The sequence below is a fragment of the Streptomyces sp. NBC_00078 genome (genome assembly GCF_026343335.1).
Classification (GTDB): domain Bacteria; phylum Actinomycetota; class Actinomycetes; order Streptomycetales; family Streptomycetaceae; genus Streptomyces.
The window spans coordinates 2,847,086-2,873,261 of record NZ_JAPELX010000001.1 but is presented as its reverse complement, the minus strand read 5'-3'; the positions used below and the strand labels follow the sequence as shown (position 1 = coordinate 2,873,261).

Below are 26,176 nucleotides of genomic sequence, written 5' to 3'. Positions count from 1 at the left end.
GGGCAACGTTTGTAATGCCTTGGGAGGGGATGCGAGTAAGGTGATCTTCACTAACGCGTACACCATCGGGCGAGACGCCAACGGTGAACTCAAGGTCATGCCCAAGCCGGTTTGTGTCAAATGTCAGGCGGATTATCCGCCGTCCCGATTCATCGATGGAGCCGAGGCTGAGCCCGGTGGTCCCTGGGGCAGGTGAAAGGACATCATGCGGATTCTGGAAATCGAAGCCTCACGTTACGGCTGGCAGAGAATGTCGTGCGGCTGTAATCGGAGCGCGGAGCACATCCCTCGGGATTTTATGGCCTATCTGCAGGGTCCGACCCCGGGCAGTGTTGGAGAAGGCTGGGCGGATAACCATGCGTATATTCAATCCAACCTCATGGAGCCTGCTCCGGCGACGGCCGGGATGGTTGCTGCCTCTCTTGCTGCCTCTGAGGTCTCCGTAGAATGGCGGCCGCACCTACTTGCAGTCCTTTCAAATCTCGTCTATGGCGAACAGGAGGAAATTGCTGAGTCCTGCAAGGAGGCGGTGCGTGGGTGCACAGAGATCCTCTTTGAGGAGATCGTCGCAGGCAGGTCCAAGGTGGCTGCAGCGTATGCTTTTGAGTTGCTGATGGCCTACGAAGACTTGAAGGCCCGGCTGCGCATCTATCAAGTGGAGGCCAGGTCAAACCTCCCTGCAGACTTGCACCTGGAAAACTTGGACCTCGATGCCGTGTAGGACGTCATCGAGAAAATGAGGCGCCAGGGGTTTGGGTGTCTGCGGTGTTCTGGATCGATTTGACGCTCGCGTCTTGTGGAGGGCTAGTGTGTCCTCGGCAGGCGGGGCGTGATCGATCTCGCGGCCATCGACAACCCTGCCGATTGAACTGGCGGCAGCAGCAGGGGAAATGCGGCCGCCCCGGTTCGATCACCGAGGCGGCCCTCACACAGCCCGACCGGAACGGTCAGTTCACATTCACCGCACTCCAGGCCGCCCCCACCACGTCGTACTCCGTACTGCCCGCCCCGTACAGATCCTTCGCCGCGCTGAGCGTCGCCGTGCGTGCCCCCGCGTAGTTGGTCGACGACGTCATGTAGACGGTCAGCGCCCGGTACCAGATCTGGCCCAGCTTCTCCCGCCCGATTCCCGTCACCGTCTTGCCGTTGGACGTCGGGGAGTTGTAGCTGACGCCGTTGACGGTCTTCGCGCCGCTGCCCTCGGCCAGGAGGTACGCGAAGTGGTTCGCGACGCCCGACGAGTAGTGGACGTCCAGTTTGCCGACCGAACTGCTCCAGTAGTCCGCCGACACCCCGTCCTTGGACGGCTTGTCCATGTACCGCAGGGCCTCGGCGCCGAAGCCGGAGCGGACGACCTTCTCGCCGATCAGGTAGTCGCCGGGGTCGGAGGAGTTGTTCGCGTACCACTCCACCAGCGTGCCGAGGATGTCGGAGGTCGCCTCGTTCAGGCCGCCGGACTCGCCGGAGTAGGTCAGCGCCGCGGTCTTGGAGGTGACGCCGTGCGTCATCTCGTGGCCGGCCACGTCCAGACCCACCAGCGGTCCGAGCGTCGTACCGTCACCGTCCCCGTACGTCATGCAGAAGCAACTGTCGTCCCAGAAGGCGTTGTTGTACTTGTTGCCGTAGTGGACGCGGTTGTACGAGCCCTTGCCGTCGTCCGCGATGCCGTTGCGGCCGAACTCGTTCTTGTAGAAGTCCCAGGTCACGTCGGTGCCGTACTGCGCGTCCACGGCGGCGGAGGCGCGGTCGGAACTCGTTCCGCTGCCCCAGTGGTTGTCCGGGTCGGTGAACACCGTCGACGGGGCGCGGCTGACGCAGACGCTGGTCAGGAAGCACAGGTCCGTCTGGTTCGCCGCGTCACCCGTGTAAGTGCCCCCGCGCGTCGCGTCCTTGAGCTGGTACGTCGATCCCGACAGCGTCGTCTGCAGCGGCACCGTGCCGCTGTACAGCGACTTGCCGTCACCCGTCGCCGTCTCGATGTCGTCCCAGGCGTCGATCTGCGCGCCGGTGCGGGCGTTGGTGATCACGGTGCGGGAGACCGGGTTGCCGAGGGAGTCCCGCGCCGCGACGCTCGTCCGCCACGCCAGCTTGGGCGCCCCGTGCAGGGCGTCGACGACCAGCTGTGGCTTGGCCGTCAGCTTCTTCAGCGTCTCGCCGAGATTGACCGCGCGCAGGGCGTTCGCCGCGAGGTCGGCGGCCTTCGGCGCGGATATGGAGGGGACGATCGAGGCGAGGGATATCTTGCTCCGCGTCGCCCGGTTCACGCTGCGGAGCGCCCCGTCCGGCTTCAGATGGACGACGAAGTCGCCGCCCAGAACCGGGAGCTGACGGTACGTCCGGTCGTATCGCACATGCTGGGTGCCGTCCTGGTCGACGACGACGTCCCGCACCTTCGTGCCCTCGTCGGTGGTGAGCTGGAGGCTCGCGGCGTGCTCCAGGAGCGCCGACGCAGCGTTCTCGATCGCGCCCGCCCTGGTCGGTTCGTCGGCCGCGACGGCGGCGGGGGAGAGGGTGGCGGCCAGCAGGGTGGCGGCTGTTGCGGCCACACCGGCGGCGGCGAGGCGACGGGAGCCCCGGACGTCGATACGTATCCGACTCATCGATCTCCTCGGAAAGGCGCCCGTGGGCGCATGGGGTACGACGCTGGTGTCGACCAGGAATCGCGGGTGTTGACCAAGATTTAAGGGGTCATGACAGAGCGAGGTCCATAGCGCTGACGAGGAGGTATGTGTGGAGAGAGAATCGTTTTTGTGACCCTCCCGTTCTTCGTCTACGGCACCCTTCTCCCCGGCGAGGTCAACCACGACCTGTTCCTGCGCGGCCGCACCCGGTCCGAGGAGCCGGGGCGGCTGTACGGCGCGGTGCTGTACGACGGGCCGGGCTATCCCTACGCCGTCGAGGAGCGGGGCGGGATCGTGTACGGCGAGCTCGTGACCGCGCTGCCCGAGGAGTACGAGGAGCTGCTGGTCGCGCTCGACCGGCTGGAGGAGTACGCCGCGGCGGACCCGCGCAGCCTCTACGAACGCGTCGAGCGCGAGGTGGTCCGTGGCGCCGCGGGCCCGCACGTACGCGCCTGGGTGTACGTGGCCGCACCCGCCGTCGCGGCCCGGCTGCGCGCCCGCGGAAAGCTGATCGAGAGCGGGGACTGGCGGGTCAGGTAGGCATGCGCCGGGCGCCGGACCGGCTAGGGGTGAACGGTCTCCAGCCGCACCGCACACGTCTTGAACTCCGGCATGCGCGAGGTCGGGTCGAGGGCCGGGTTGGTCAGGGTGTTGGCGCGGCCCTCGCCGGGCCAGTGGAAGGGCATGAAGACGGTGTCCGGGCGGATCGCGGTGGTGATCCGGGCGGGTGCGACGGCCCGGCCCCGACGGGACACCACCGCCACCGGATCACCCTCCGCCGCCCCGAGGCGCGCCGCCAGCCGCGGATGCAGTTCCACGAAGGGGCCCGGCGCGGCGGCGTTCAGCTCCGCCACGCGGCGGGTCTGGGCGCCGGACTGGTACTGGGCGACGACGCGGCCGGTCGTCAGCAGCACCGGGTACTCCTCGTCCGGCTCCTCGGCGGACGCCCGGTGCGAGACGGCCGCGAACCGGGCCCGGCCGTCCGGGGTGGCGAAACGGTCGAGGAAGAGGCGGGGCGTGCCGGGGTGCGGTCCGTCGGAGACACCGGCCTCGGACCGGCCTGCCCCGGCCTCGGATGTACCCGTTCCGGTGGTGCCTGTCCCGGCCTCGGGCATGCCCGTTCCCGGCTCGGCCGCCGGGCAGGGCCAGAACACCCCGTTCTCCTCGGCGAGTCTGCGGTAGGTGATCCCGGAGTAGTCGGCCGGGCCGCCCGCGCTGGCCCGCCGCAGCTCCTCGAAGACCTCCTCCGGGTCGGTCGGGAAGCCCTTCTCCACCCCGAGCCGGCAGGCCAGTTCGTGCATGACCTCCAGGTCGCTCCGGACGCCCTCGGGAGGGGTGAGCGCACGCCGGCGCAGCAGCACCCGGCCCTCCAGGCTGGTCGTCGTGCCGGACTCCTCGGCCCACTGTGTGACCGGGAGGACGACGTCCGCGAGGGCGGCGGTCTCCGACAGTACGACGTCACACACCACCAGGAAGTCGAGCGACTTGAAACGCTCCTCGATGTGAGCCGCGTGCGGTGCCGACACCACCGGGTTCGACCCCATCAGCAGCAGGGACTTGATGTCCGTCCCCAGGGCGTCCAGCAACTCGTACGCGCTGCGGCCCGGTCCCGGCAGGCTGTCCGGGTCCACGCCCCACACCTCGGCCACATGCCGCCGTGCCGCGGGGTCGTCCAGCTTGCGGTAGCCGGGCAGCTGGTCGGCCTTCTGGCCGTGTTCGCGCCCGCCCTGCCCGTTGCCCTGCCCGGTCAGACAGCCGTAACCGCCGAGCGGGCGTCCCGCGCGGCCGGTCGCCAGGCACAGGTTGATCCACGCGCCGACCGTGTCCGTGCCCTTGGACTGCTGCTCGGGCCCGCGCGCCGTCAGTACCATCGCGTTCTCGGGCTCGCAGAACAGCCGTACGGCTTCCCGGAGTTGGGGAACGGACACACCCGTGATCCGTTCCACGTACTCCGGCCAGTGCGCCATCGCCGCGGCCCGGGCGTCCTCCCAGCCGGCCGTGCGCTCGGCCACGTACTCCTCGTCCACCCGGCCCTCGGCGACGACCAGGTGCAGCAGGCCGAGTGCCAGCGCGAGATCCGTGCCGGGCCGCGGTGCCAGGTGCAGGTCGGCCTGCTCGGCGGTCTTCGTGCGGCGCGGGTCCACGACGATCAACGTGCCGCCGTTCTCCCGCAGTTCGCTGAAGAAGCGCAGGGACGGCGGCATCGTCTCGGCGAGATTGGAGCCCACCAGGATCACACAGCCCGTCTTCGGGATGTCCTCCAGCGGGAAGGGCAGCCCGCGGTCGAGCCCGAACGCCTTCGTCCCCGCGGCCGCCGCCGACGACATGCAGAAGCGGCCGTTGTAGTCGATCTGCGAGGTGCCGAGCACCACCCGCGCGAACTTGCCGAGCGTGTACGCCTTCTCGTTGGTGAGGCCGCCCCCGCCGAAGACGCCGACCGCGTCCGGGCCGTGTTCCGTACGAGTGCCGTGCAGTTCCGCGGCGATCCGGTCCAGCGCCTCGTCCCAGGTGGCGGGCACCAGCGTGCCCTCGGAGCGCACCAACGGGGAGGTCAGGCGCACCCGGGACGAGAGCAGGGCCGGCGCGGTGCGGCCCTTGCCGCACAGCGCACCCCGGTTCACCGGGAAGTCCGCGCGCTCGCTCACCTCGACCGTGCCGTCCGGCGCGGGCGTCAGGTTCATCCCGCACTGCAGGGCGCAGTACGGGCAGTGGGTGGGCGTCGCGGAGGTCTGCATGCCCTTCAGCGTGCTTCGGCCGTGTTACGTCCGCGAGAGCCGCTCGTTACGCGGGCAAGACGGCGGTCTCCCCGCGCGGGCCCCGACGGAGTGAGGCACGCACCGCTCCGGCCGTCGGCGGGCGTCGGCGAGCGCCTTCGTCACCCCTGGTTCCTTCGGCCCGAGGAACCGGGGGTCCGGGTGGAACACCGCGTCCAGGGCCGCCTTGCCCGCCGCGAAGATCTCGCGGGTGCCGCCGTAGTACCAGGTCCTGTCGTGCTTGGCGTCGACCCCGATGCCGTACGACTCGATGCCCGCCGCCTGACAGAGTGCGACCGCCCGCCGGATGTGGAAGCCCTGGCTGATCAGCAGGGCCCTGTCGACGCCGAAGACCTTCCTGGCCCGGACGCAGGAGTCCCAGGTGTCGAAGCCGGCGTAGTCGCTGACGACCCGGGAGCCGGGGACACCGTGCTTCGTCAGGTACGTGCGCATGGCGTCGGGTTCGTCGTAGTCCTTGCGGCTGTTGTCACCGGTGACAAGGACGACCTCGACACGGTCCTCGCGATACAGCTTGGCCGCCGCGTCGAGACGGTGCGCCAGGTAGGGGGAGGGCTCGCCCTCCCAGAGGCCGGCGCCGAAGACGACGGCGACCTCGGTGCGGGGCGCGTCGGCCGTCGTACGCAGCCGGTCATCCGTGACGACGTACATCCAGGTCGACGGCAGCAGCGCGAGCACGCAGCCGGCCATCACGGCCTGCACCAGCCTGCGCCGGCCGGCGCGCGTGCGGGGCAGGCGCGGTCTGCGCAGCGTGGGTCGGCGCATCGGACGGTCCCCTCCCGGTCGGCCCCCCGGCCGGCCTTTCGACAGTCGTAGACGCCCTGTCAGGCCGGACGGTTCGGCACGTGATACGTGACCAGGTTCACTCCGAGATGGGAAACCGCAGGTCACGTCACCTCACACACCCCACACCCCTCACGGTGAACTGCCGGAAAACGCCCGTCATTCTCGTGCAACGGCGTGGCAACCTCTCGCCGCCACCATCGGTCCATGACGCCGTCGAACCCTCCTCGCGACGAGTCCGTGTCCAAGCCCGGTGCGGCCCAGCCAGTCCCGGCGGCCCACCTCGACAGTACGGCGCACCTCATGAACCGGATCAGCAGCCAGCTCGCCAGCCAGCTCAGCCTCGTCTCCCTCAACGGCAGGCGGCGCCCGGGCCCTCCCGCGCTCGTCGTCGTGGCGCACGGCAGCCGTGACCCGCGCGCCCTGAGCACCGTCCGCACGCTCCTGGACCGCGTCCGCGAACAGCGCCCCGGCCTTCCGGTCCACCTGGGCCACATCGAACTGAACGAACCCCTGCTCCCCGACACGCTCGCCGGCCTGGGCACCGGCGAGGCGGTCCTCGTCCCCCTGCTCCTCGGCCGCGGCTATCACGTCAAGCAGGACATCCCGGAGATGGCCGCCGCGGCCGAGGCACGCACGCGCGTGGCCGCCCCGCTCGGCCCGCACCCCCTCCTCGCGAAAGCCCTGGCCGACCGTCTGGTCGAGGCCGGCTGGCGCACCCGTATGGACGAGGCGACCCGCCGCACCAGCGCGGTCGTCCTCGCCGCAGCGGGCTCCCGGGATCCGGAGTCCAAGGTCGACACCAACCGCACGGCCCTCCTGCTGTCCGAACGCCTGGGCGTCCCGGTGGTCCCCGCCTACGCCACCACAGCCGCCCCGAGGGTCCCTGACGCGATCCGCGCCCTGATCGCGAGCGGCCGCCACCGGGTGGCCGTCGCCTCGTACTTCACGGCCCCCGGCCGCTTCGCCACGGAGTGCGCGCAGGCGGCCCCGTGGATCGCCTCGGCCCCCCTGGGCACGCATCCCGCGATGGCCGAGCTGGTCGTCCACCGCTACGACCAGGCACTGTCGACGCGGGCGCCGATCACCGACCTCAGGGGCGCGGGGCCGCGTCGGTCCGCGGCTGCGCCCCAGGGCGCGACCGGCCCCGCACGACCCGCACTCGCCGTATGACAGTACTCGGCGGATGCATGGGCGGATTGTCAGTCCGTGCCCTTACTGTCGAGTCATGCCGTACGACCTGTCGTCAACCGAACGCTGGGCCCCAGAACCTGACAAACGCCCCGGCCGCACCGCCTTCCAGCGGGACCGGGCACGCATCCTGCACTCCTCGGCGCTGAGAAGGCTCGCAGGCAAAACCCAGGTCGTCACCCCGGGCACCCGCAGCCAGGTGTGGGATGCCAGCCCCCGCACCCGCCTCACCCACTCCCTGGAGTGCGCCCAGGTCGGCCGGGAGCTCGGCGCAGCCCTCGGCTGCGACCCCGACCTCGTGGAAGCCGCCTGCCTCTCCCACGACCTCGGCCACCCGCCCTTCGGCCACAACGGCGAACAGGCACTGAACGAGTTCGCCGAGAACTGCGGCGGCTTCGAGGGCAACGCCCAGTCCCTGAGGCTCCTCACCCGTATCGAGCCCAAACGGTTCACCCCGGAGGGCTCCGTCGGCCTCAACCTCACCCGCGCCACCCTGGACGCGGCCACCAAGTACCCCTGGCCGAGGGGCGCCCATCCCACCGCCCCGGACTCCCCGAAGTTCGGCGTCTACGAGGACGACCGCCCGGTCTTCGACTGGGTCCGCAAGGAGGCCCCCGAAACCCGCACCACCTTCGAGGCCCAGGTCATGGACTGGTCGGACGACGTGGCGTACTCGGTGCACGACGTCGAGGACGGCCTGCACGCCGGACACATCGACCCCAACTGCCTGCACGCCGAACCCGAACGGCAGGCGGTCTTCGAGGTCGCCGTCGGCCGCTACGTCCCCGCGGACACCGACCCCGCCGAGCTCGCCGCCGCCCTGGACCGCCTCCAGGACGAGGAGTGGTGGCCGCACGGCTACGACGGTTCCGCGGCCGCCCAGGCCCGCCTCAAGGACGCCACCAGCCAGCTCATCGGCCGCTTCTGCCTCGCCGCCGAGACCGCCACCCGCGCGGCGTACGGCACCGGCCGGCTCACCCGGTACGGCGCCGAACTCGTCGTACCGCACGAGACCCGGCTGGAGTGCGCGGTCCTCAAGGCGGTCGCCGACCGGTACGTCATGCAGCGCGCCGAGCAGGAGCGGCTGCGGGCCGACCAGCGGATCGTGGTCGCCGAGCTGGCCGAGGCACTCACCGCGCGCGCCCCCGACGGCCTCGACCCCCAGTTCCGCGCCCTGTTCGACCAGGCCCCCGACGACAGGGCCCGGGCGCGCGTGATCGTCGACCAGATCGCCTCCCTCACCGACGCCTCGGCCCGCTCACTTCACTCGAGTCTGACGGGGCATCGGTGAGACAGACGGGACGCGGGTGACGCCAAAAGAGCCCGAATGTGACCCTCCGTGGCCTGATCGGGCCACTCCCTCTTCCCCCATCACGCTCCGTGCGGGACGCTCGCATGTGGCGGCATCATTACCAGGAGGCATCACGTGGTCGACGCGGATCAGACATTCATCATCGTCGGAGGCGGCCTCGCCGGCGCCAAGGCGGCCGAGACGCTCCGGGCGGAGGGCTTCAGCGGCCGCGTGATACTGATCTGCGACGAACGTGACCACCCTTACGAGCGCCCGCCGCTGTCCAAGGGCTATCTGCTGGGCAAGGAGGAGCGCGACAGCGTCTTCGTCCACGAACCGGCCTGGTATGCGCGCAACGACATCGAGCTGCACCTCGGCGAGACCGTGGAGGCCATCGACCGCGAGGCGAGGACCGTCCGCTTCGGCGGGGACGGCACGCTCGTCCGCTACGACAAGCTGCTGCTCGCGACCGGCGCCGAGCCGCGCCGCCTCGACATCCCCGGGACCGACCTCGCGGGCGTCCACCACCTGCGCCGCCTCGCCCACGCCGAGCGGCTCAAGGGCGTGCTGGCCGCCCTCGGCCGGGACAACGGCCACATCGTGATCGCCGGGGCGGGCTGGATCGGCCTGGAGGTCGCTGCGGCGGCCCGCGAGTACGGCGCCGAGGTCACCGTCGTCGAGCCCCATGCGACGCCGCTGCACGCGGTCCTCGGCCCCGAGCTGGGCAACCTCTTCGCCGAGCTGCACCGTGAACACGGCGTCCGCTTCCACTTCGGCGCCCGGCTGACGGAGATCGTCGGCCAGGACGGCATGGTCCTCGCGGCCCGCACCGACGACGGCGAGGAGCACCCCGCCCACGACGTCCTCGCGGCGATCGGCGCGGCCCCCCGCATCGGCCTCGCGGAGGCGGCGGGCCTGGCGATCGCCGAACGGCAGTATGGCGGCGGTGTGGTGGTCGACGAGCGGCTTGGCACCTCCGACCCCGACATCTACGCGGCCGGCGACGTCGTGTCCTTCCCGCACGCCCTCTTCGGCACCCGCCTGCGCGTCGAGCACTGGGCCAACGCACTGAACGGCGGACCGGCGGCGGCGCGGGCGATGCTCGGCCAGGACGTCACCTACGACCGCGTGCCCTATTTCTTCTCCGACCAGTACGACCTCGGGATGGAGTACTCCGGCTGGGCGCCCCCGGGCTCCTACGACGAAGTGGTGATCCGGGGGGACGCCGGGAAGCGTGAGTTCATCGCCTTCTGGGTCAAGGACGGCCGAGTGCTGGCCGGGATGAACGTGAACGTGTGGGACGTCACAGAGCCCATCCAGCGGCTGATTCGCTCAAGGACACAGGTGGACACGGAAGCACTGGCGGACCCGCACGTACCGCTCGGAAACCTCGTCCCTTAGATGTCGGACCGTCACCGTGGGCGAATTCCGGGGGCGCCGCATCCGACAGCCGCCGCGCGGCGGGCCCGACCCCCGGCCGGAGGCCGGTCTCGCCCCAGGAGTGTCGGTTCGGCCCCGTAGAATCCCCTTGTGGCAGGACGGATCAACGACGAGGACGTGAAGGCGGTACGGGACGCGGTCCCTATCGACGCCGTGGTGTCCGAGTACCTCCAGCTGCGCAACGCGGGCGGTGGCAACCTCAAGGGCCTGTGCCCCTTCCACGACGAGAAGTCGCCGTCCTTCCAGGTCAGCCCGAGCAAGGGACTCTTCCACTGCTTCGGCTGTCAGGAGGGCGGCGACACCATCACGTTCGTGATGAAGGTCGACCACCTCACCTTCTCGGAGTCGGTCGAGCGCCTCGCCGGCCAGGCGGGCATCACCCTGCGGTACGAGGAGGGCGGCTACAACCCGTCCCACCAGCGCGGCGAGCGCATCCGCCTGGTCGAGGCCCACAAGATCGCCGCCCAGTGGTACGTCGAACAGCTCGCGACCAGCCCGGAGGCCGACACCGGCCGCAAGTTCCTCGCCGAGCGCGGCTTCGACCAGTCGGCCGCCGAGCACTTCTCCGTCGGCTACAGCCCCCAGGGCTGGGACCACCTCACCCGCTACCTCCGCGGCAGGGGCTTCACCGACAAGGAGCTCCTCCTCTCCGGCCTCTCCCAGGAGGGCCGCCGCGGCCCCATCGACCGCTTCCGCGGCCGTCTGATGTGGCCGATCCGCGACATCGGCGGTGAGGTCGTCGGCTTCGGCGCCCGCAAGCTGTACGAGGCGGACAACGGCCCCAAGTACCTCAACACACCGGACACGGCGATCTACCGGAAGTCCCAGGTCCTCTACGGCATCGACCTCGCGAAGAAGGACATCGCCAAGGCCAGCCGCGCGGTCGTGGTCGAGGGCTACACGGATGTCATGGCCTGCCACCTGGCCGGCGTCACGACCGCCATCGCGACCTGCGGCACGGCCTTCGGCGGCGACCACATCAAGATCCTCCGCCGGCTGCTGATGGACAACGGCTCGGCCCGGGTGATCTTCACCTTCGACGGCGACGCGGCCGGCCAGAAGGCTGCCCTGCGCGCCTTCGAGGACGACCAGAAGTTCGCCGCCGAGACGTACATCGCGATCGCCCCCGACGGCATGGACCCCTGCGAGCTGCGCCTGGCGAAGGGCGACGAGGCGGTCGCGGACCTGGCCGAACCCCGCACGCCGCTCTTCGAGTTCGCGCTCCGCCAGATCGTCGTCCGCTACGACCTCGACACCCCCGCCGGCCGAGCGGCAGCCCTGGACGAGGCGGCCCCGATCGTCGCCCGCATCAAGAACAGCGGCGCCCAGCACGAGGTCGCCGTCCAGCTCGCCGGCATGCTCGGCATCCTCGACACCCAGTTCGTCGTCAAGCGCGTGGCCCAGCTGGCCCGTTGGGCCCGCGACCGCGGCGGCAGGGGACCGGCGCCGACCCGGGGCCCGCAGCAGCCGTACGACGCCGCCCCCCGCCCCCTGACCTCAGGCCCGGCCCTCAACCTCCGCAACCCCGTCTACGCCACCGAACGCGAACTCCTCAAACTCGCCCTCCAGCGCCCCGAGTTGGTCTCCCCGGCCTTCGACGCCTACGGTGCCGACGAGTTCACCGCCGCGCCCTACGCCGCCGTACGCGAGGCGATCATGGAGGCGGGCGGCGTGGAGTACGGCGTCCAGGACGCGCAGGACTACCTGGTCCGCGTCCGGGAGGCAGCACCGGACGACGCGGTGCGCGCGATGGTCACGGAGCTGGCCGTCGAGGCGATCATGCGCCGCACGGTCGACGAGAACTACGCGGGCGATCAGCTCGTCACCGTCCGCCGCCGCGCCGTGGAGCGCCGCGTCCGCGACGTCCAAAGCACCTTCACCCGCCTCGGCACCCAAAGCGACCCGGCCCAACTGGCCGCCGTACAGAACGAGTTGTGGGTGCTCCAGCAGTACGACCAGGCGCTGAGGGAGCAGGGGGCTGCCGCCCTCTAGTGCCCCGGCAACGTTTGCCCGTAAAGGAGCGGCGTCCGGTGCGTGCTCTGGGCCCCCGGCCGGAGGCTGGGGGAGTGCCGGGTGCGGGCCCTCGTACTGGACGTACGCGGGCCTGTGCCCGTTGTGGCGAGTGGGGGCACCTCCCGCGCCCTTGAGGCAGTGGGGGATTGCCGGGCGTCGCGACGGGGCGAACGTGCCTGTCGGGGCAACAGAGACGTCACACCTCCGCCTCCCGTGCCGATGCCGATTCGACCGCGCGGGACGGGGAACCCGACAAGGTGACCAATGGCTGATGGCGTACCGCAGTCCACCCGTGCGGCGAGTGCGCCGATCGTGCCAGATCAGGCGGTGCGCGGACATCCGGTTCTTTGTGACGGTAACCACCGGGTCACAGCCCGATTGCAAAAAGTCACCGCACGCCCCTCGTGGCGGCGATGTGTCGTACTCCACACTGGGTTCCGGTGCCTGAGTCCTCGGAGCGCGGCCGATCCGTCCCGCACGGGTCGCACAACCCCGCGGCTGCGTTCATCGCGTACGGGACGGACAGCGGCGAGGCCGTCGACTCCGCTCCCGAAGCAGCGCTGCCGCACACCTCAGCAGCGATCATCCTGGAGGTCGCCCCCGTGCAGACCCAGACCCTCACCCAGACCGACAAGAGTACGGACGGCACGGAGCCGGACGCGGAGACCGATCCCCTCGTCGCGGTCCCGCCGCAGACCCGTGTCGCGCACCACCCCGAGGCGGAGCCCGAGAGCCCGCCCGAGCCGGCCGAACCGCCCGCAGAGGCGCTGGAGACCGCGGAGGACCCCGAGCCGGTGGCACCGCGGGCCCGCGCGGCCGACACCGCAGGCCCGTCCTCGGACCTGTTCCGCCAGTACCTGCGCGAGATCGGCCGCATCGCCCTGCTGACCGCGGCCGAGGAGGTCGAACTCGCGCGCCGCGTCGAGGCCGGCCTGTTCGCCGAGGAGAGGCTCGGCTCGGCACCCGACCTGGACAGCCAGCTCGCGCTCGACCTGGACCGTCTCGTCGTCATGGGCCGCATGGCCAAGCGCCGCCTCATCGAGGCGAATCTGCGGCTTGTGGTGTCCGTGGCCAAGCGCTATGTCGGCCGCGGGCTGACCATGCTGGATCTCGTCCAGGAAGGAAACCTGGGCCTGATCCGCGCCGTCGAGAAGTTCGACTACGCCCGCGGCTACAAGTTCTCCACCTACGCCACCTGGTGGATCCGCCAGGCCATGTCCCGGGCCCTCGCCGACCAGGCCCGGACCATCCGAGTCCCGGTCCACGTCGTCGAGTTGATCAACCGGGTCGTCCGCGTCCAGCGCCGCATGCTGCAGGAACGCGGCTACGAGCCGACGCCGGAAGAAGTCGCCGACCACCTCGAACTGCCGCCGGAGCGCGTCAGCGAGGTCCTCCGCCTGGCCCAGGAACCGGTCTCCCTGCACGCCCCGGTGGGCGAGGAGGACGACGTGGCCCTCGGCGACCTGATCGAGGACGGCGACGCCACCTCTCCCGTCGAGTCGGCCGCCTTCCTGCTCCTTCGGGAGCACCTGGAGGCGGTGCTGTCGACGCTGGGAGAGCGGGAGCGGAAGGTCGTACAGCTGCGGTACGGGCTCGTCGACGGCCGCCCGCGCACGCTGGAGGAGATAGGCCGCATCTTCGGCGTCACGCGGGAACGGATACGGCAGATCGAGTCCAAGACGCTGAACAAGCTGCGCGACCACGCCTTCGCGGACCAGCTGAGGGGATACCTGGACTGAGCAGGGGCCGCTCACACGCGGCGAGCGGCCCCCTGGGATCAGCTGTCGCGGCACCCAGTGTCCCGACAAGCAACGTTCGCCCCGTCGCGACGCCCGGCACGCTCCACGCCGAGAGCACGCACCGGACGCCGCTCCTTTACGGGCATACGTTGCCTGATGGGGCACTAGTCGACTTCGGCCACCGCCTGGGCGAACTGCGCCTTGTACAGCCGCCCGTACGCCCCGTCGGCCGCCAACAGGTCCGTGTGGGCGCCCTGTTCCACGATCGACCCGTTCTCCATGACGAGGATCGTGTCCGCGTCCCGGATGGTCGACAGCCGGTGCGCGATCACGAACGACGTCCTGCCGTGGGCCAGCTTCGCCATCGCCTTCTGGATCAGCACCTCGGTGCGGGTGTCCACCGAACTCGTCGCCTCGTCGAGCACCAGGATCGTCGGGTCCGACAGGAACGCCCGCGCGATGGTGATGAGCTGCTTCTCACCGGCACTGACACCCGAGCCCTCGTCGTCGATCACGGTGTCGTAGCCGTCGGGAAGGGTGCGCACGAACCGGTCGGCGTGCGCGGCCCGCGCCGCCTCCTCGATCTCGCCCGGCGTGACGTCCCGCGAGGCGCCGTACGCGATGTTCTCCGCGATCGTGCCGCCGAACAGCCAGGTGTCCTGCAGCACCATGCCGATCCCGGCCCGCAGCTCGTCCCGGGACATGGTCGCGATGTCGACGCCGTCGAGAGTGATACGCCCGCCGGACACGTCGTAGAACCGCATGAGCAGATTGACCAGCGTGGTCTTGCCGGCTCCCGTCGGGCCGACGATAGCGACGGTGTGCCCGGGTTCCGCCTTCAGGGACAGGTTCTCGATCAGCGGCTTGTCGGGGTCGTAGCGGAAGGAGATGTTCTCCAGCTCCACCAGCCCCCGCAGCTCCTCGGGCCGCGCGCCGCGCACCGGATCCGCCTCCTGCTCCTCCGCGTCCAGGAGTTCGAAGATCCGCTCCGCCGAGGCGACGCCCGACTGCACCAGGTTCGCCATCGAGGCGACCTGCGTCAGCGGCATCGAGAACTGCCGCGAGTACTGGATGAAGGCCTGTACGTCACCGATCGACAGCGCGCCGGACGCGACCCGCAGTCCACCGACGACCGCCACCAGCACGTAGTTGAGGTTCGACACGAACATCATCAGGGGCTGCATGACCCCGCTGTTGAACTGCGCCTTGAACCCGGCCTCGTACAGCGCGTCGTTCTGCTCGGCGAACTGCTGCGCCGACTCCTCCTGCCGCCCGAACACCTTCACCAGCGTGTGGCCGGTGTACATCTCCTCGATGTGGGCGTTCAGCTTGCCGGTCGAGCGCCACTGCTGCACGAAGTGCGGCTGCGAGCGCTTGCCGACGCGTGTGGCGACGACGAACGACAGCGGCACCGTGACCAGCGCGACCAGCGCCAGCAGCCAGGACACCCAGAACATCACCGCGAGCACGCCGATGATGGTCAGCACCGAGTTGATGAGCTGGCCCATCGACTGCTGCAGCGTCTGACCGATGTTGTCGATGTCGTTCGTGGCCCGGGACAGCACCTCACCGCGCTGACGCTTGTCGAAGTACGACAGCGGCAGCCGCGACAGCTTCGCCTGTACGTCCTCGCGCATCCGGTACATGGTCCGGTTGACGGCCCGGTTCACGAGTCGGGTCGCCACCGCCATCAGCAGACCGGCGACGAGGAACGTACACACCGCGAGCAGCAGGACGTTCCCCACCGCGCCGAAGTCGATGCCCTTGCCCGGCGTGAAGTCGGTGCTGCGCAGCATGTCGGCGACCTGGCCCTGGCCCCGCTCCCGCATGGAGGCGAGGACCTGCTCCTTCGTGGCCCCGGCCGGCATCTGCCGCCCGATGATGCCGGAGAAGACCAGGTCGGTGGCCTTGCCGAGGATCTTCGGCCCGATCACGTTCAGGCCGACGCTCACGACCACGCAGACCAGCAGCGCGTAGATCGTGAGACGTTCCGGTTTGAACCGGGCGATCAGGCGTTTGCCCGACACCTTGAAGTCCATCGAACGGCTGTCGGGGCCACCGCCCTGGCCCATCATCCGTGCCATCGGCCCGGCCATCAGGCAGCCTCCGCTTCCGTCAGTTGGGAGAGCACGATCTCCCGGTAGGTCTCGTTGCCCGCCATCAGCTCGTGATGGCGGCCGGTCCCGACGACACGTCCCTCGTCGAGGACGACGATCCGGTCCGCCTCCCGGATGGTCGCCACCCGCTGGGCGACGATCACGACGGTCGCTTCCGCGGTCTCCTGGGCGAGCGCCGCACGCAGCGCCGCGTCGGTGGCGTAGTCCAGCGCGGAGAAGGAGTCGTCGAAGAGGTAGATCTCCGGGCGCTGCACCAGCGTCCGGGCGATGGCGAGCCGCTGCCGCTGACCGCCGGAGACGTTCGTGCCGCCCTGCGAGATGGGGGCGTTGAGCCCGGCTTCGAGTTTCTGCACGAAGTCCTTGGCCTGCGCCACCTCCAGCGCGTGCCACAGCTCCTCGTCCGTGGCGTCCGGGTTGCCGTAGCGCAGGTTGGTCGCGACCGTCCCCGCGAACAGGTAGGGCTTCTGCGGCACCAGCCCGACCGTCTTCGCCAGCAGCGCCGGTTCGAGGGACGCCACGTTCGTGCCGTCGACGAGCACCTCGCCGTCGGTGGCGTCGAACAGGCGCGGGACGAGCCCCATCAGCGTCGACTTGCCACTGCCCGTCGAGCCGATGACGGCGGTCACCTCGCCGGGCTGCGCCACCAGGTCGATCCCCTTGAGCACGGGCTCCTCGGCACCGGGATAGCGGAACCCGGCACCCCGGATCTCCAGATGGCCGTGCCGGCGCAGCTCGGTGACCGGGGCCACCGGCGGCACCACGCTGGAGGACGTCCCGAGCACCTCCTCGATCCGCTCGGCACACACCTCCGCGCGCGGCACCATCATGAACATGAAGGTGGCCATCATCACGGACATGACGATCTGCATGAGGTAGGCGAGAAACGCGGTCAGGTCGCCGATCTGCATCCCGCCGCTGTCGATCCGGTGGGCGCCGAACCACACCACCGCGATCGACGACAGGTTCACCGTGGTCATGACCACCGGGAACATCAGCGCGAGCAGGTTGCCGGTCTTCAGCTGCATCTCGGTGAGGTCGGCGTTGGACTTGCCGAACCGGTCCTTCTCGTACTCGTCCCGCACGAACGCCCTGATCACACGGTTGCCGGTGATCTGCTCGCGCAGGACCCGGTTGACCGTGTCCAGGCGCACCTGCATGGACCTGAACAGCGGCCGCAGCTTCCGCACGATCAGCGTCACGCAGATGCCCAGCGTCGGGACCACGGCGATCAGCACACCGGACAGCGGCACATCCAGGCCGAGCGCCAGCACGATGCCGCCCACGCACATGATCGGCGCCGACACCATCAGCGTGAACGTCATCAGGGCCAGCATCTGGACCTGCTGCACGTCATTGGTCGTACGGGTGATCAGCGAGGGCGCGCCGAAATGACCGACCTCCCGCGCGGAGAAGGACTGCACCCGGTCGAACACGGACGCGCGCAGGTCCCGGCCGAGTGCGGAGGCGGTGCGGGCGCCGTAGTACACGGCACCGATGTTGCACACGACCTGGACCAGCGAGATACCGATCATCAGGGCGCCGAAGGAGAGGATGTAGCCGGTGTCACCCTTCACGACGCCTTGGTCGATGATGTGGGCGTTCAGAGTGGGCAGATAGAGGGTGGCGCAGGTCTGCAGGAACTGCAGCAGCACCAGCAGGGCGATGGGTTTCCTGTAGGGCCTGAGGTAGGTCCGCAGAAGTCGTATGAGCACGCTACGTCTCTCGGAGTCGGCGGTGGGGCGGGCTTGATGCCCCAGGCTCCTATCGTCGGACACTCCACCCGTGTTACCTCAACCGATTAAGCCGACAGCAGTGCGCCCCACTCGGGCTCACCTCGGGGGGTCCGCGCCGGCCACCCCGGCTGACCTGCCCTTCTGCCGCTGATCCGGGGGTTGTCCCCCCGAAAAAACGCGGTACCGCCTTACGGGCGGAACGCGCCGGGATGTGTCTGTTCCCTCACCGAGACGAACTGCTGCCGCACCGCCTGTCCGACCGCCAGGTCGTCGCCGGGCTCCAGCATCTGGGCGGACGCGCCCTGCCAGGCCGGCGGAGTGCGCGGGTCGAGCGTGCCCTGCGACACGCCGAGCGCCCAGGCGGCCTGCCGGGCGGCACCGATCGCCGCGTAGTCCGCGGGCTGCGGTACGACGACCTGCGCCCCGAACAGCATGGGCGCCGCAGCCTGCACCGCGGTCAGTTCGGCGGCCGCCCCCAGCAGGAAGACCCGCCGCACCTCGACACCCCGGCCGCGCAGCACGTCCAGCGCGTCCGCGAGCCCGCACAGCATGCCCTCGAACGCCGCCCGGGCCAGGTGCTCGGCCTTCATCGACTCCCGCCGCAGCCCCGCGATCGAGCCCGCGGTGTGCGGCAGGTTCGGCGTCCGCTCACCCTCCAGATACGGCAGCATGACGAGCCCGTGCGCGCCGGGCGTCGACTTCATCGCCAGCTCGGACAGGCTCTCCAGATCGGGCAGCCCGAGCAGTTCGGCGGTTCCGCGCAGGGTCCGCACGGCGTTCAGCGTGGTGACGACGGGCAGGTGCATGCCGGTCGCGTCGGCCAGGGAGGTGATCATCCCGGTGTTGTCGACCAGGGCCTCGCGGTGCACGGCCATCACGGAACCGGAGGCCCCGAGGGACACCACGGCATCTCCGAGCCCGATCCCCAGACCGAAGGCGGCGGCCATGGTCTCACCGGTCCCGGAGGAGATCAGCAGCCCCTCCGGGGTCGTACCGGCCGGGTCGGACGGGCCGATCACCTCGGGCAGCATGGCCTGGTGACCGAGCGCCAGCTCGACGAGATCGGACCGGTAGTTGCCGGTGGCCGCCGACCAGTAGCCGGTGCCGGAGGCCCCGCCCCGGTCGGTGGTCCTTCTCACCGGTCTCCCCAGCAGCTGCCACACCAGCCAGTCGTGGGCCTGCATGAGCATCGCCGTGCGCAGGGCGGCATCAGGTTCGTTCTTAGCCAGCCAGCGCAGTTTGGTCACCGGCTGCGCGGCCTGCGGTACGCACCCCACCGCCTGCGCCCACGCCTCGCGCCCGCCGAGCGCGTCGATCAGATCGGCCGCCGCCACCTGAGCGCGCTTGTCACCACCGACCATCGCGGGCCGTACGGTGCCGCCCTGGGAGTCGAGCGGCACGACCGCGTTCTGCTGCGCCGACACGCCGATGGCCTGCACGCCTTCGAGAAGTCCACCGCCGGCCGCTTCACCGAGGGACAGCAACCAGGCCTGCGGGTCGACGTCGGCGGGCCGATCTCCGTCCACCGGATGCGGCGCATACCCCTGCCTGAGCACGGCACCTGTGTCCGTGTCGCAGACGACGATGCGAGTGAAATCGGGCGCACTGTCCAACCCGGCGACTATCCCCATGGCGAAAATTCTATGGCCGGTGCGCCGTGGGGGCGTCTGCCGACCGGCGGGTGCCGGTCCGCCGGGGCCCGCGGCGCCGTGGACCTAGGTATTGGTGGTGCCCCAGTCGTCCCCTGCGGTGCCGTTGGTGTTGCGGTCCCGCAGGGAACGGACTCGCTGGGTCACCGAGTCGGGGACGCGGTCGCCGACCTTCTCGCTCACCGCGTGATACGCCTTGCCGGCGAACTGGCGGCCCTGCTGGGCGGCCGTCTCGGCGGTGTTGCGGACGGCCGGGTTCTGAGAGACCTGGCGTGCGGACTTCTTCAGCTGCTCGTAGCGCTCGCGCCCGGCACGTGTGCCCAGCACGTAACCCAGAGCCAGCCCGACGACGAACGTGAGCTTGTAGCGCATGGAGGCCATCCTTCCCTCGTGTAGGTCGGTGCCGGGGGGAACCGATTGGCGGAGCACCCCCCTGCTTGCGCTAATGTATGTGTCGCAGCGAGCGTCCGCCCCCTGGCGAATACCCAGGTGGGTGCGTTCGATGCAACGAGGCATTCCTCCGTAGCTCAATTGGCAGAGCAGCCGGCTGTTAACCGGCAGGTTACTGGTTCGAGTCCAGTCGGGGGAGCTTCGATCTTCCGTAGCTCAATTGGCAGAGCAGCCGGCTGTTAACCGGCAGGTTACTGGTTCGAGTCCAGTCGGGAGAGCACGCCGAAGGAGGACCCCCGAAGGGGTCCTTTTTCATGTCTGGTCCTGTCCTTGGGAACCGTGCAGGTCACGGCGGAGTCCTCAAGGGCATGCGAAGTCGACCATACGAAGCAGGAGATCGTATGAGCGGCTATGCTGCGGCAGACGGCGCGCACAAATGTGCGCGACACGCCGCTATGGGGCGGTAGCTCAGCCGGTTAGAGCAGCGGACTCATAATCCGTCGGCCGTGGGTTCGAGTCCCACCCGCCCCACCTGTGTAGGCTTCTGACCTGCGGAAACGTTCATTTTTGGGTGTCGGATCGTCAACTTTGCTTGAACGGACTGAATCCGCTGCCAGTCGGCAGACGGGCCAGTCGGAGCCGAACATCAGCCTTCGCGGTCCGAAGGCGTCCAGCACCGTGTCGGCGTACGGCTGGAGGTCCTCCACGCTCCACTGGCCCCGGTCGGCCTCGGTCACCATGCCGGAGAGCTTGCAGACGGTGTTGGGCAGCGAGGCCAGCAGGCGCACCGCGTCCACCCATGGCCGCAGCTCGCCCGAGGCGATGGGGGGCTTGCCCGCGTGATCGAGTACGAAGGTGAGGCCGGGATGCAGTCGGGCGGCCTCGTGCGCGGCCGCGAGCTGGTGGGGCCGGACGACCAGGTCGTACACGAGCCCTGCCTCGGCCACCGCGGCCAGCCCACGCAGTACGTCCGGCCGCATCAGCCAGCGAGGGTCGGACTCGCCCTGCACCTGGTGTCGGATGCCCATCAGGTACTCGCCACCCGGCCTCTCCCGCAGCGCCGCGAGCGCGCGGGTGACATCCGGGGAGGTCAGGTCGGTCCACCCCACGACGCCGGCTACCAGGTCGCTGTCCTGGGCCAACGCCAGGAACTCGGGCGTTTCCTCTGGCACGTCGATCGTCTGGACCAGGACCGTTGCGGTGACGCCGGAGGCCCGGGCCTCGGGCGCCAGGTCGGCGAGTAGGAAGTCGCGGCGCAGCGGGGCGAGTTCCGGTCCGGTGATCCAGTCCTGGTCGCGGACGGAGAGGTCCCACACGTGGTGGTGTGCGTCGATGACGCCCTCAGCCGTGTTCGCCTGCATGCCCATGGCGGTCACCTTCGCGACTCTTCGACTTCTCCTTCGGCCGATCGGCTTCGTCGACCGGCGCGGCGGCAGGGACGGGGACGTGCGGGGGCAGCAGCCCCTCGGCGCGCAGTTCGTCCCAGAGTGCGGCCGGTACCGTTCGCCGCAGTTGGTCCACCGTGTCGCGGACCTCGTCGGCGGAACGCGCGCCGGACAGAACGCTCGCGACCGCCGGATGGCCGAGTGGGAAGCGCAGAGCGGCTGCGCGCAGCGGTACGCCGTGGCGTTCGGTGACCGCCTTCATGCGCAGAGCCCGGTCGAGTACGTGAAGTGGGGCGGGCGCGTAGTCGTACATGGCCCCGGGCTTGGGGTCGGTGAGCAGACCCGAGTTGAACACCCCGCCGACGATGACACTCCTGCCGCGGGCGGCGGCCTCCGGCAGTACCTCGGCAAGTCCCTCCTGCTCCAGCAGGGTGTAGCGGCCGGCGAGCAGCACCACGTCGATGTCGGTCTCGCGCAGGAAGCGGGCGGGGAGTGCGCACTGGTTCACTCCGATGCCGATCGCCTTGACGACGCCTTCGCCGCGCAGTCGTTCCAGCGCCGGGTAGGCCTCGGTGAGGGCCTGCTCGGCGTGGTGGTCCGGGTCGTGCAGCAGGGCGATGTCCACACGGTCCAGGCCGAGGCGGTCCAGGCTCGCTTCCAGGGAGCGCAGGACTCCGTCGCAGCTGAAGTCCCAGACTCGCCGGTGAGTGTCGGGCACGGCGAAGCCGTGGGCGAGATCGTCGCCGCGGCCTCCCTCCGGGTGGGGTTCGAGCAGCCGCCCGACTTTGGTGGAGACGGTGTACGTGTCGCGATCGCGTCCGCGCAGCGCGGCACCCAGGCGTCGCTCGGACAGCCCGAGTCCGTAGTGCGGGGCGGTGTCGAAGGTGCGTACGCCCGCGTCCCAGGCCGCCGCCACCGCGGCGGACGCCGCCTCGTCGGTGACCGGGCGGAAGAGGTTGCCGATGCCAGCGGCCCCGAACGACAGCTCGGTGACCCTGACGTCGGTGGTGCCCAGCGTGGTCGTTCTCATGCGCCGGCCGCCGGGCGCAGCCGGAGTCCCTGCATGCCACCGTCGACGGCGAGGGCGATGCCGGTGACGGAGGCTGCGGCGGGGCTCGCCAGGTAGACCACGGCTGCCCCCACCTCGTCCGCGGTGACCAGGCGGCCCAGGGGCTGGCGTGCGTCGAGGGCGGAGCGTTCCGCCTCCGGGTCGTCGGCGGCGTCCAGGAGCCGGGTCACCCAGGGGGTGTCGGCGGTGCCGGGGTTGACGCAGTTGACGCGGATGCCCTCACGGACATGGTCCGCGGCCATCGCCAGGGTCAGCGACAGCACCGCACCCTTGCTGGCGGAGTACAGGGCGCGCTGGGGGAGGCCCGCGGTGGCCGCGACGGAACAGGTGTTGACGATCGCCGCGTGCGACGAGCGCCGCAGATACGGCAGGGCGGCCCGGGTGGTGCGCACCGTCCCGAGGACGTTGATGTCGAGGACGCGGTGCCATTCCTCGTCGGCATTGTCCTCGACGGTGCCGATGGCGCCGATGCCCGCGTTGTTGACCAGGATGTCCAGGCCACCGAGCTGCCCGGCAGCGGCGTCCACGGCGATACGTACCGAGGCGTCGTCGCCGAGGTCGGCCTCGATGGCGATCAGCGGCTCGGGGATACCGGAGGGGTCGAGGTCGAGGACGGCCACCGTGGCGCCGTGCTCGGCCAGCATCCGGGACGTGGCCAGCCCGATGCCGGACGCGCCGCCGGTGACGACGGCCTTGAGCCCTGACAGGCCGCTCAAGCTGCTCAGCTGACTCGACTTGCTCAAGGGGGCGCCTTTCACGCTTGGCCGAAGGTCTGGCGCTGGGCGCCGAGGCCGTCGACGGAGAGCTCGACGGTGTCGCCGGGGCGGAGGTAGGGGGTGCCGGGGAGGCCGAGGGCCACGCCCGCGGGCGTACCGGTGTTGATCACGTCGCCCGGCTCCAGGACCATGTACTGGCTCAGGTACGCCACGATGTGGTCGACCGGGAAGATCATGTCGCTGGTGTGGCCGTCCTGCCGCTTCACGCCGTTGACGCTCAGGTGCAGCCCGAGGTCCTGCGGATCGCCGACCTCGTCGGCGGTCACCAGCCACGGTCCGAGCGGGTTGAACGTCTCGCAGGACTTGCCCAGGTCCCACTGCGAGGAGTACTCCAGCTGGAACTCCCGCTCCGACACGTCATGGCTGATCGCGTACCCCGCGATCACGGCCCGCGCGGCTTCCGGACCGTCGAGGTAGCGGGCCCGCCGTCCGATGACGACCGCCAGCTCGACCTCCCAGTCGGTCTTCGCGGAGCCGCGGGGGATCAGCACCCCGTCGTACGGCCCGACCACCGTGCCCGGGTCCTTCATGAACACCACCGGCCGCGCGGGGATCGCCGCGCCCGTCTCGGCGGCGTGGTCGCGGTAGTTCAGCCCGACGCAGATGACCTTGCCGGGGCGGGCGACGGGTGCTCCGATCCGCAGACCGTCCGGGGCCAGTTCGGGCAGGCCTCCCGCCGCGACGGCCGCCCGGGCCCGGCCTACACCGTCAGAGGCGAGGAAGGCGCCGTCGATGTCGGAGGTTATGGAGGACAGAACGAGCAGCCGGCCCTCCTCCGTGCGGACTGCGGGCTGCTCCTCGCCGGGCGCGCCGACTCGTAGAAGTTTCACTGGGCGTTTCCTTGCCATGGGCGGTGGTCAGGTGGCTCGGGCGAGGGACGGGGGGCTGGGGATGACCGTCACGGTGTGCCGGACTCACTCAGATGCCAGATCTCGGTCAGGTCCGACCAGCCGCCCCCGGTGCCGGTATCGGCCCATGGCTCCTGGCAGGGGCCGGTGAGCTCCCACCAGGCCCGGGTGGCCGTGTCGGCGCCGATCGCGGCCATGTCGGCCTCGAAGTCGTCGCCGTGGTACTCGAAGTAGCCGAACAGCGTGTCCTCGCGCAGAAAGATGCTGTAGTTGCGGATGTTCGCGGCCCGCAGCGCGGCCTCGACGCCCGGCCAGACCTCGGAGTGCAGGCGCAGATACAGGTCACGGTGCTCGGACCGCAGGCGGATCGTCTGGGCAACCCGTTTCATCGGGGTCCTTCCGGCGAGTGTGGGAGGCGTCGCCCATACGGCGGCGCAGCCACTACGGCGCGGCGCCAAGGGTGCGGCCGCCGCCTCACTCCTTGGTCGCGCCGGCGAGCATGCCGGCCACCAGAGCGCGTTGGGAGAAGAGGAAGACGATCAGGACCGGCACGATGGTCACCAGGGTGGCCAGCGCCAGTTCGGGTCGCATGATCTGGTTGCCCGCGCCGCTGGAGGTGTTGAACAGCGGCGAGGCGGCGAGCAGGTTGTTCAGCCCCACCTGCGCCGGATACTGGGAGCTGTCGGGCAGCATCACGAACGGCAGGAAGAAGTTGTTCCAGTTGCCGACGAAGTTGAAGAAGCCGACCAGGGCGATCACGGGCTTGGCCAGCGGCATCGCGACGAGGCGGAAGACCTGCCACTCCGAGCAGCCGTCGATGCGAGCGGCGGACAGCAGGTCGGAGGGGACGTTGGAGGAGAAGTAGATGTAGGTGAGGTAGACCCCGAACGGGAAGAAGGAGAACGGCAGGATCACCGACCAGATCGTGCCGTCCAGGTGCACGGCGTTCATCCCCAGGTACAGGGGAAGCACCATCGCGGCTGTCGGCATGAGCATCACCAGCATGGTGATGGTCAGCAGCATCCGGCGCCCGATGAACTGGGTGAGAGCCAGCGCGTACCCGGCGGGGATCGATGTCACGAGGGTGATGGCCAGCGCACCGAACGTGTAGAGCGCCGAGTTCTTCAGCCAGGTGAGGATGGCGCCGTCCTGGAAGGCGTAGAGATGGTGCCAGGCGTCGGCGATCGCGGTGAGGGAACCGAAGGAGAACGGGTTGTCCCGTACGATCTGGCCGTCGGTCTTGGTCGTGGCCAGCAGGAGCCACACCACCGGCACACAGAAGAACAGCACGGCCAGGCCCATGACGATGAGCCAGGCCAGCCGGGCGGCCAGTGAGCTTGGGCGGCGCTTGTGGCGCATGGGCTTCCTAGGGCTGGTGTGGGCGCCGGCGGCACGGGGCGGCGGGTTTCGGCGGGCCGCGGTCGTGGGAGCTGTGGTCATCTTTCGTCCCTGTCGAACAGGCCGGTACGGAACACGACGAGCGCCGCGCAGGCGAGGCCCAGGATGAGAAGGTCGACGGAGAGCGCCGCCGCGCCGTTGAAGTCGCCTGCCTGGAAGGCGTACTGGTAGGAGAGCTGGTTCGGTGACCAGCTGTCGGGGATCATGCCCCAGCTGGCGAGGGAGACCAGTTGTGGCTCGACGAAGAGCTGGGTACCGGCCGCGAAGGCCAGGATCAGCATGTACGCGATCCACTTGGTGATCATCGGGATCTGGATGCGCAGGGCGATCTGGAGCGTACTGGCGCCGTCGATGCGGGCGGCCTCCAGGATCTCGTCCGGGATGCTGTTGAGCGCGCCGTACATGACCACGATCCACCCGCCGGCGCCGGTCCAGAAGGCGATGACGGTGAAGAGAACCGGCAGGTGGCCGGGGGCGTTGACCTGGGCGAGGGTGTTCCAGCCGAAGCCCTTCAGCAGCCAGCCGACGGGACTGGCGGCCGGGTCGAGGAGGATCAGGAAGAGCAGTACGCTCGCCACCCCGGCGAGGGCCCCCGGCAGGTAGAACAGGAACCGCAGGCTGGTGGAGGCCCTGCGCATGCGGCCGTGCAGCATCAGAGAGAGCAGCACCACCAGGATCATCAGGCCGGCCAGCCAGATCGCCAGGTAGAGGCCGATGTGGAGGAAGGCCGGTCCGAAGCGGTAGTCGGTGAACGTCCGGGTGAAGTTGCCGATTCCGACGAGCTGGTTGCGGGAGTTGGACAGTGCCAGCCACACGGCGTAACCGGTGGGCAGGACGCCGAAGGCGAGTAGGAGGAGGACGTAGCCGGAGACGAAGACGTATCCGGCGCGTCCGACCGGGTTGCGGGCCGAGCGGTCGCCGCGGCGGCCGCTCCGCTCCGTTGCGAGGTGGGTGGTCATCGG

Annotated in this window: 20 protein-coding genes, 3 tRNA genes and 1 pseudogene; 10 read left to right on the top strand and 14 right to left on the bottom strand. The window is 70.0% G+C overall.

Features of this window, described 5'->3' with window-relative positions:
- Positions 1-205: 205 nt before the first annotated feature.
- Positions 206-721: a hypothetical protein gene (locus OOK07_RS13410; protein ID WP_266796614.1), complete on the top strand. Its 516-nt coding sequence runs from the start codon at positions 206-208 to the stop codon at positions 719-721.
- Positions 722-947: 226 nt separating this feature from the next.
- Here the strand turns inward: OOK07_RS13410 and OOK07_RS13405 are convergent, their stop codons facing one another.
- The gene (locus tag OOK07_RS13405) at positions 948-2,600 is read right to left on the bottom strand and encodes a M4 family metallopeptidase (protein ID WP_266796612.1); all 1,653 of its coding nucleotides are present in this window, start codon (positions 2,598-2,600) and stop codon (positions 948-950) included.
- Positions 2,601-2,750: 150 nt separating this feature from the next.
- Between OOK07_RS13405 and OOK07_RS13400 the strand changes: the two genes are divergently transcribed.
- The gene (locus OOK07_RS13400; RefSeq protein WP_266680057.1) at positions 2,751-3,161 is read left to right on the top strand and encodes a gamma-glutamylcyclotransferase family protein; all 411 of its coding nucleotides are present in this window, start codon (positions 2,751-2,753) and stop codon (positions 3,159-3,161) included.
- Positions 3,162-3,184: 23 nt separating this feature from the next.
- On the opposite strand, the gene OOK07_RS13395 is transcribed toward OOK07_RS13400, so the two are convergent.
- Positions 3,185-5,356, bottom strand: a complete 2,172-nt coding sequence (locus OOK07_RS13395; protein WP_266680055.1) for a molybdopterin oxidoreductase family protein — start codon at positions 5,354-5,356, stop codon at positions 3,185-3,187.
- Positions 5,357-5,380: 24 nt separating this feature from the next.
- A complete protein-coding gene (locus tag OOK07_RS13390; protein WP_266680053.1) occupies positions 5,381-6,157 on the bottom strand; it encodes a SanA/YdcF family protein in 777 nt (258 codons plus the stop codon).
- A gap of 225 nt (positions 6,158-6,382) precedes the next feature.
- Between OOK07_RS13390 and OOK07_RS13385 the strand changes: the two genes are divergently transcribed.
- From OOK07_RS13385 to OOK07_RS13365, 5 genes are all read left to right on the top strand, one after another.
- Complete coding sequence (locus OOK07_RS13385; RefSeq protein WP_406311637.1) at positions 6,383-7,348, top strand: sirohydrochlorin chelatase; 966 nt, start codon at positions 6,383-6,385, stop codon at positions 7,346-7,348.
- Positions 7,349-7,403: 55 nt separating this feature from the next.
- Positions 7,404-8,657 (top strand): deoxyguanosinetriphosphate triphosphohydrolase, encoded by a 1,254-nt coding sequence (locus OOK07_RS13380; RefSeq protein WP_266680051.1) that lies wholly within the window; start codon positions 7,404-7,406, stop codon positions 8,655-8,657.
- Between the two features lie 135 nt (positions 8,658-8,792).
- The gene (locus tag OOK07_RS13375) at positions 8,793-10,058 is read left to right on the top strand and encodes an NAD(P)/FAD-dependent oxidoreductase (protein ID WP_266796608.1); all 1,266 of its coding nucleotides are present in this window, start codon (positions 8,793-8,795) and stop codon (positions 10,056-10,058) included.
- A gap of 129 nt (positions 10,059-10,187) precedes the next feature.
- On the top strand, positions 10,188-12,089 hold the full coding sequence (gene dnaG, locus OOK07_RS13370; protein ID WP_266680047.1) for a DNA primase: 1,902 nt from the start codon (positions 10,188-10,190) through the stop codon (positions 12,087-12,089).
- Positions 12,090-12,550: 461 nt separating this feature from the next.
- A complete protein-coding gene (locus tag OOK07_RS13365) occupies positions 12,551-13,849 on the top strand; it encodes an RNA polymerase sigma factor (RefSeq protein WP_266680040.1) in 1,299 nt (432 codons plus the stop codon).
- 164 nt (positions 13,850-14,013) lie between these two features.
- Here OOK07_RS13365 and OOK07_RS13360 read toward each other — a convergent pair whose 3' ends face one another.
- The 4 genes from OOK07_RS13360 to OOK07_RS13345 all read right to left on the bottom strand — a co-directional run bounded on the left by OOK07_RS13360 (position 14,014) and on the right by OOK07_RS13345 (position 19,720).
- Positions 14,014-15,945 (bottom strand): ABC transporter ATP-binding protein, encoded by a 1,932-nt coding sequence (locus OOK07_RS13360; protein ID WP_266680038.1) that lies wholly within the window; start codon positions 15,943-15,945, stop codon positions 14,014-14,016.
- Positions 15,945-17,678 carry an ABC transporter ATP-binding protein gene (locus tag OOK07_RS13355; protein WP_266680036.1) on the bottom strand — a complete coding sequence of 578 codons (1,734 nt, stop codon included), beginning with the start codon at positions 17,676-17,678 and terminating at the stop codon, positions 15,945-15,947. Before OOK07_RS13355 ends, OOK07_RS13360 begins: the two co-directional genes overlap by 1 nt.
- Positions 17,679-17,887: 209 nt before the next feature.
- Complete coding sequence (locus OOK07_RS13350) at positions 17,888-19,330, bottom strand: FGGY family carbohydrate kinase (protein ID WP_266680034.1); 1,443 nt, start codon at positions 19,328-19,330, stop codon at positions 17,888-17,890.
- 84 nt (positions 19,331-19,414) lie between these two features.
- Positions 19,415-19,720, bottom strand: a complete 306-nt coding sequence (locus OOK07_RS13345; RefSeq protein ID WP_266680032.1) for a YtxH domain-containing protein — start codon at positions 19,718-19,720, stop codon at positions 19,415-19,417.
- Positions 19,721-19,864: 144 nt separating this feature from the next.
- Between OOK07_RS13345 and OOK07_RS13340 the strand changes: the two genes are divergently transcribed.
- From OOK07_RS13340 to OOK07_RS13330, 3 genes are all read left to right on the top strand, one after another.
- A tRNA-Asn gene (locus tag OOK07_RS13340) sits at positions 19,865-19,937 on the top strand.
- A 6-nt stretch (positions 19,938-19,943) separates the two neighbouring features.
- A tRNA-Asn gene (locus OOK07_RS13335) sits at positions 19,944-20,016 on the top strand.
- A 179-nt stretch (positions 20,017-20,195) separates the two neighbouring features.
- Positions 20,196-20,269: transfer RNA gene (locus OOK07_RS13330), tRNA-Ile, on the top strand.
- A gap of 77 nt (positions 20,270-20,346) precedes the next feature.
- Here OOK07_RS13330 and OOK07_RS13325 read toward each other — a convergent pair.
- The 7 genes and pseudogenes from OOK07_RS13325 to OOK07_RS13295 all read right to left on the bottom strand — a co-directional run.
- Positions 20,347-21,099: pseudogene (locus tag OOK07_RS13325) on the bottom strand (amidohydrolase family protein); the annotation flags it as partial.
- Positions 21,080-22,153: an aldo/keto reductase gene (locus OOK07_RS13320; RefSeq protein WP_266796605.1), complete on the bottom strand. Its 1,074-nt coding sequence runs from the start codon at positions 22,151-22,153 to the stop codon at positions 21,080-21,082. The gene OOK07_RS13320 and the pseudogene OOK07_RS13325, both read right to left, overlap by 20 nt.
- A complete protein-coding gene (locus OOK07_RS13315; RefSeq protein WP_266801938.1) occupies positions 22,150-22,908 on the bottom strand; it encodes an SDR family NAD(P)-dependent oxidoreductase in 759 nt (252 codons plus the stop codon). Before OOK07_RS13315 ends, OOK07_RS13320 begins: the two co-directional genes overlap by 4 nt.
- Before the next feature lie 38 nt (positions 22,909-22,946).
- Positions 22,947-23,798, bottom strand: coding sequence for a fumarylacetoacetate hydrolase family protein (locus OOK07_RS13310; protein WP_266796604.1), 852 nt, complete (start codon positions 23,796-23,798; stop codon positions 22,947-22,949).
- A 68-nt stretch (positions 23,799-23,866) separates the two neighbouring features.
- Positions 23,867-24,205, bottom strand: coding sequence for an L-rhamnose mutarotase (locus OOK07_RS13305; protein WP_266796602.1), 339 nt, complete (start codon positions 24,203-24,205; stop codon positions 23,867-23,869).
- Between the two features lie 85 nt (positions 24,206-24,290).
- A complete protein-coding gene (locus OOK07_RS13300; RefSeq protein WP_266801937.1) occupies positions 24,291-25,175 on the bottom strand; it encodes a carbohydrate ABC transporter permease in 885 nt (294 codons plus the stop codon).
- Positions 25,176-25,252: 77 nt separating this feature from the next.
- Positions 25,253-26,173 carry a carbohydrate ABC transporter permease gene (locus OOK07_RS13295; protein ID WP_266796601.1) on the bottom strand — a complete coding sequence of 307 codons (921 nt, stop codon included), beginning with the start codon at positions 26,171-26,173 and terminating at the stop codon, positions 25,253-25,255.
- Positions 26,174-26,176: the final 3 nt, after the last annotated feature.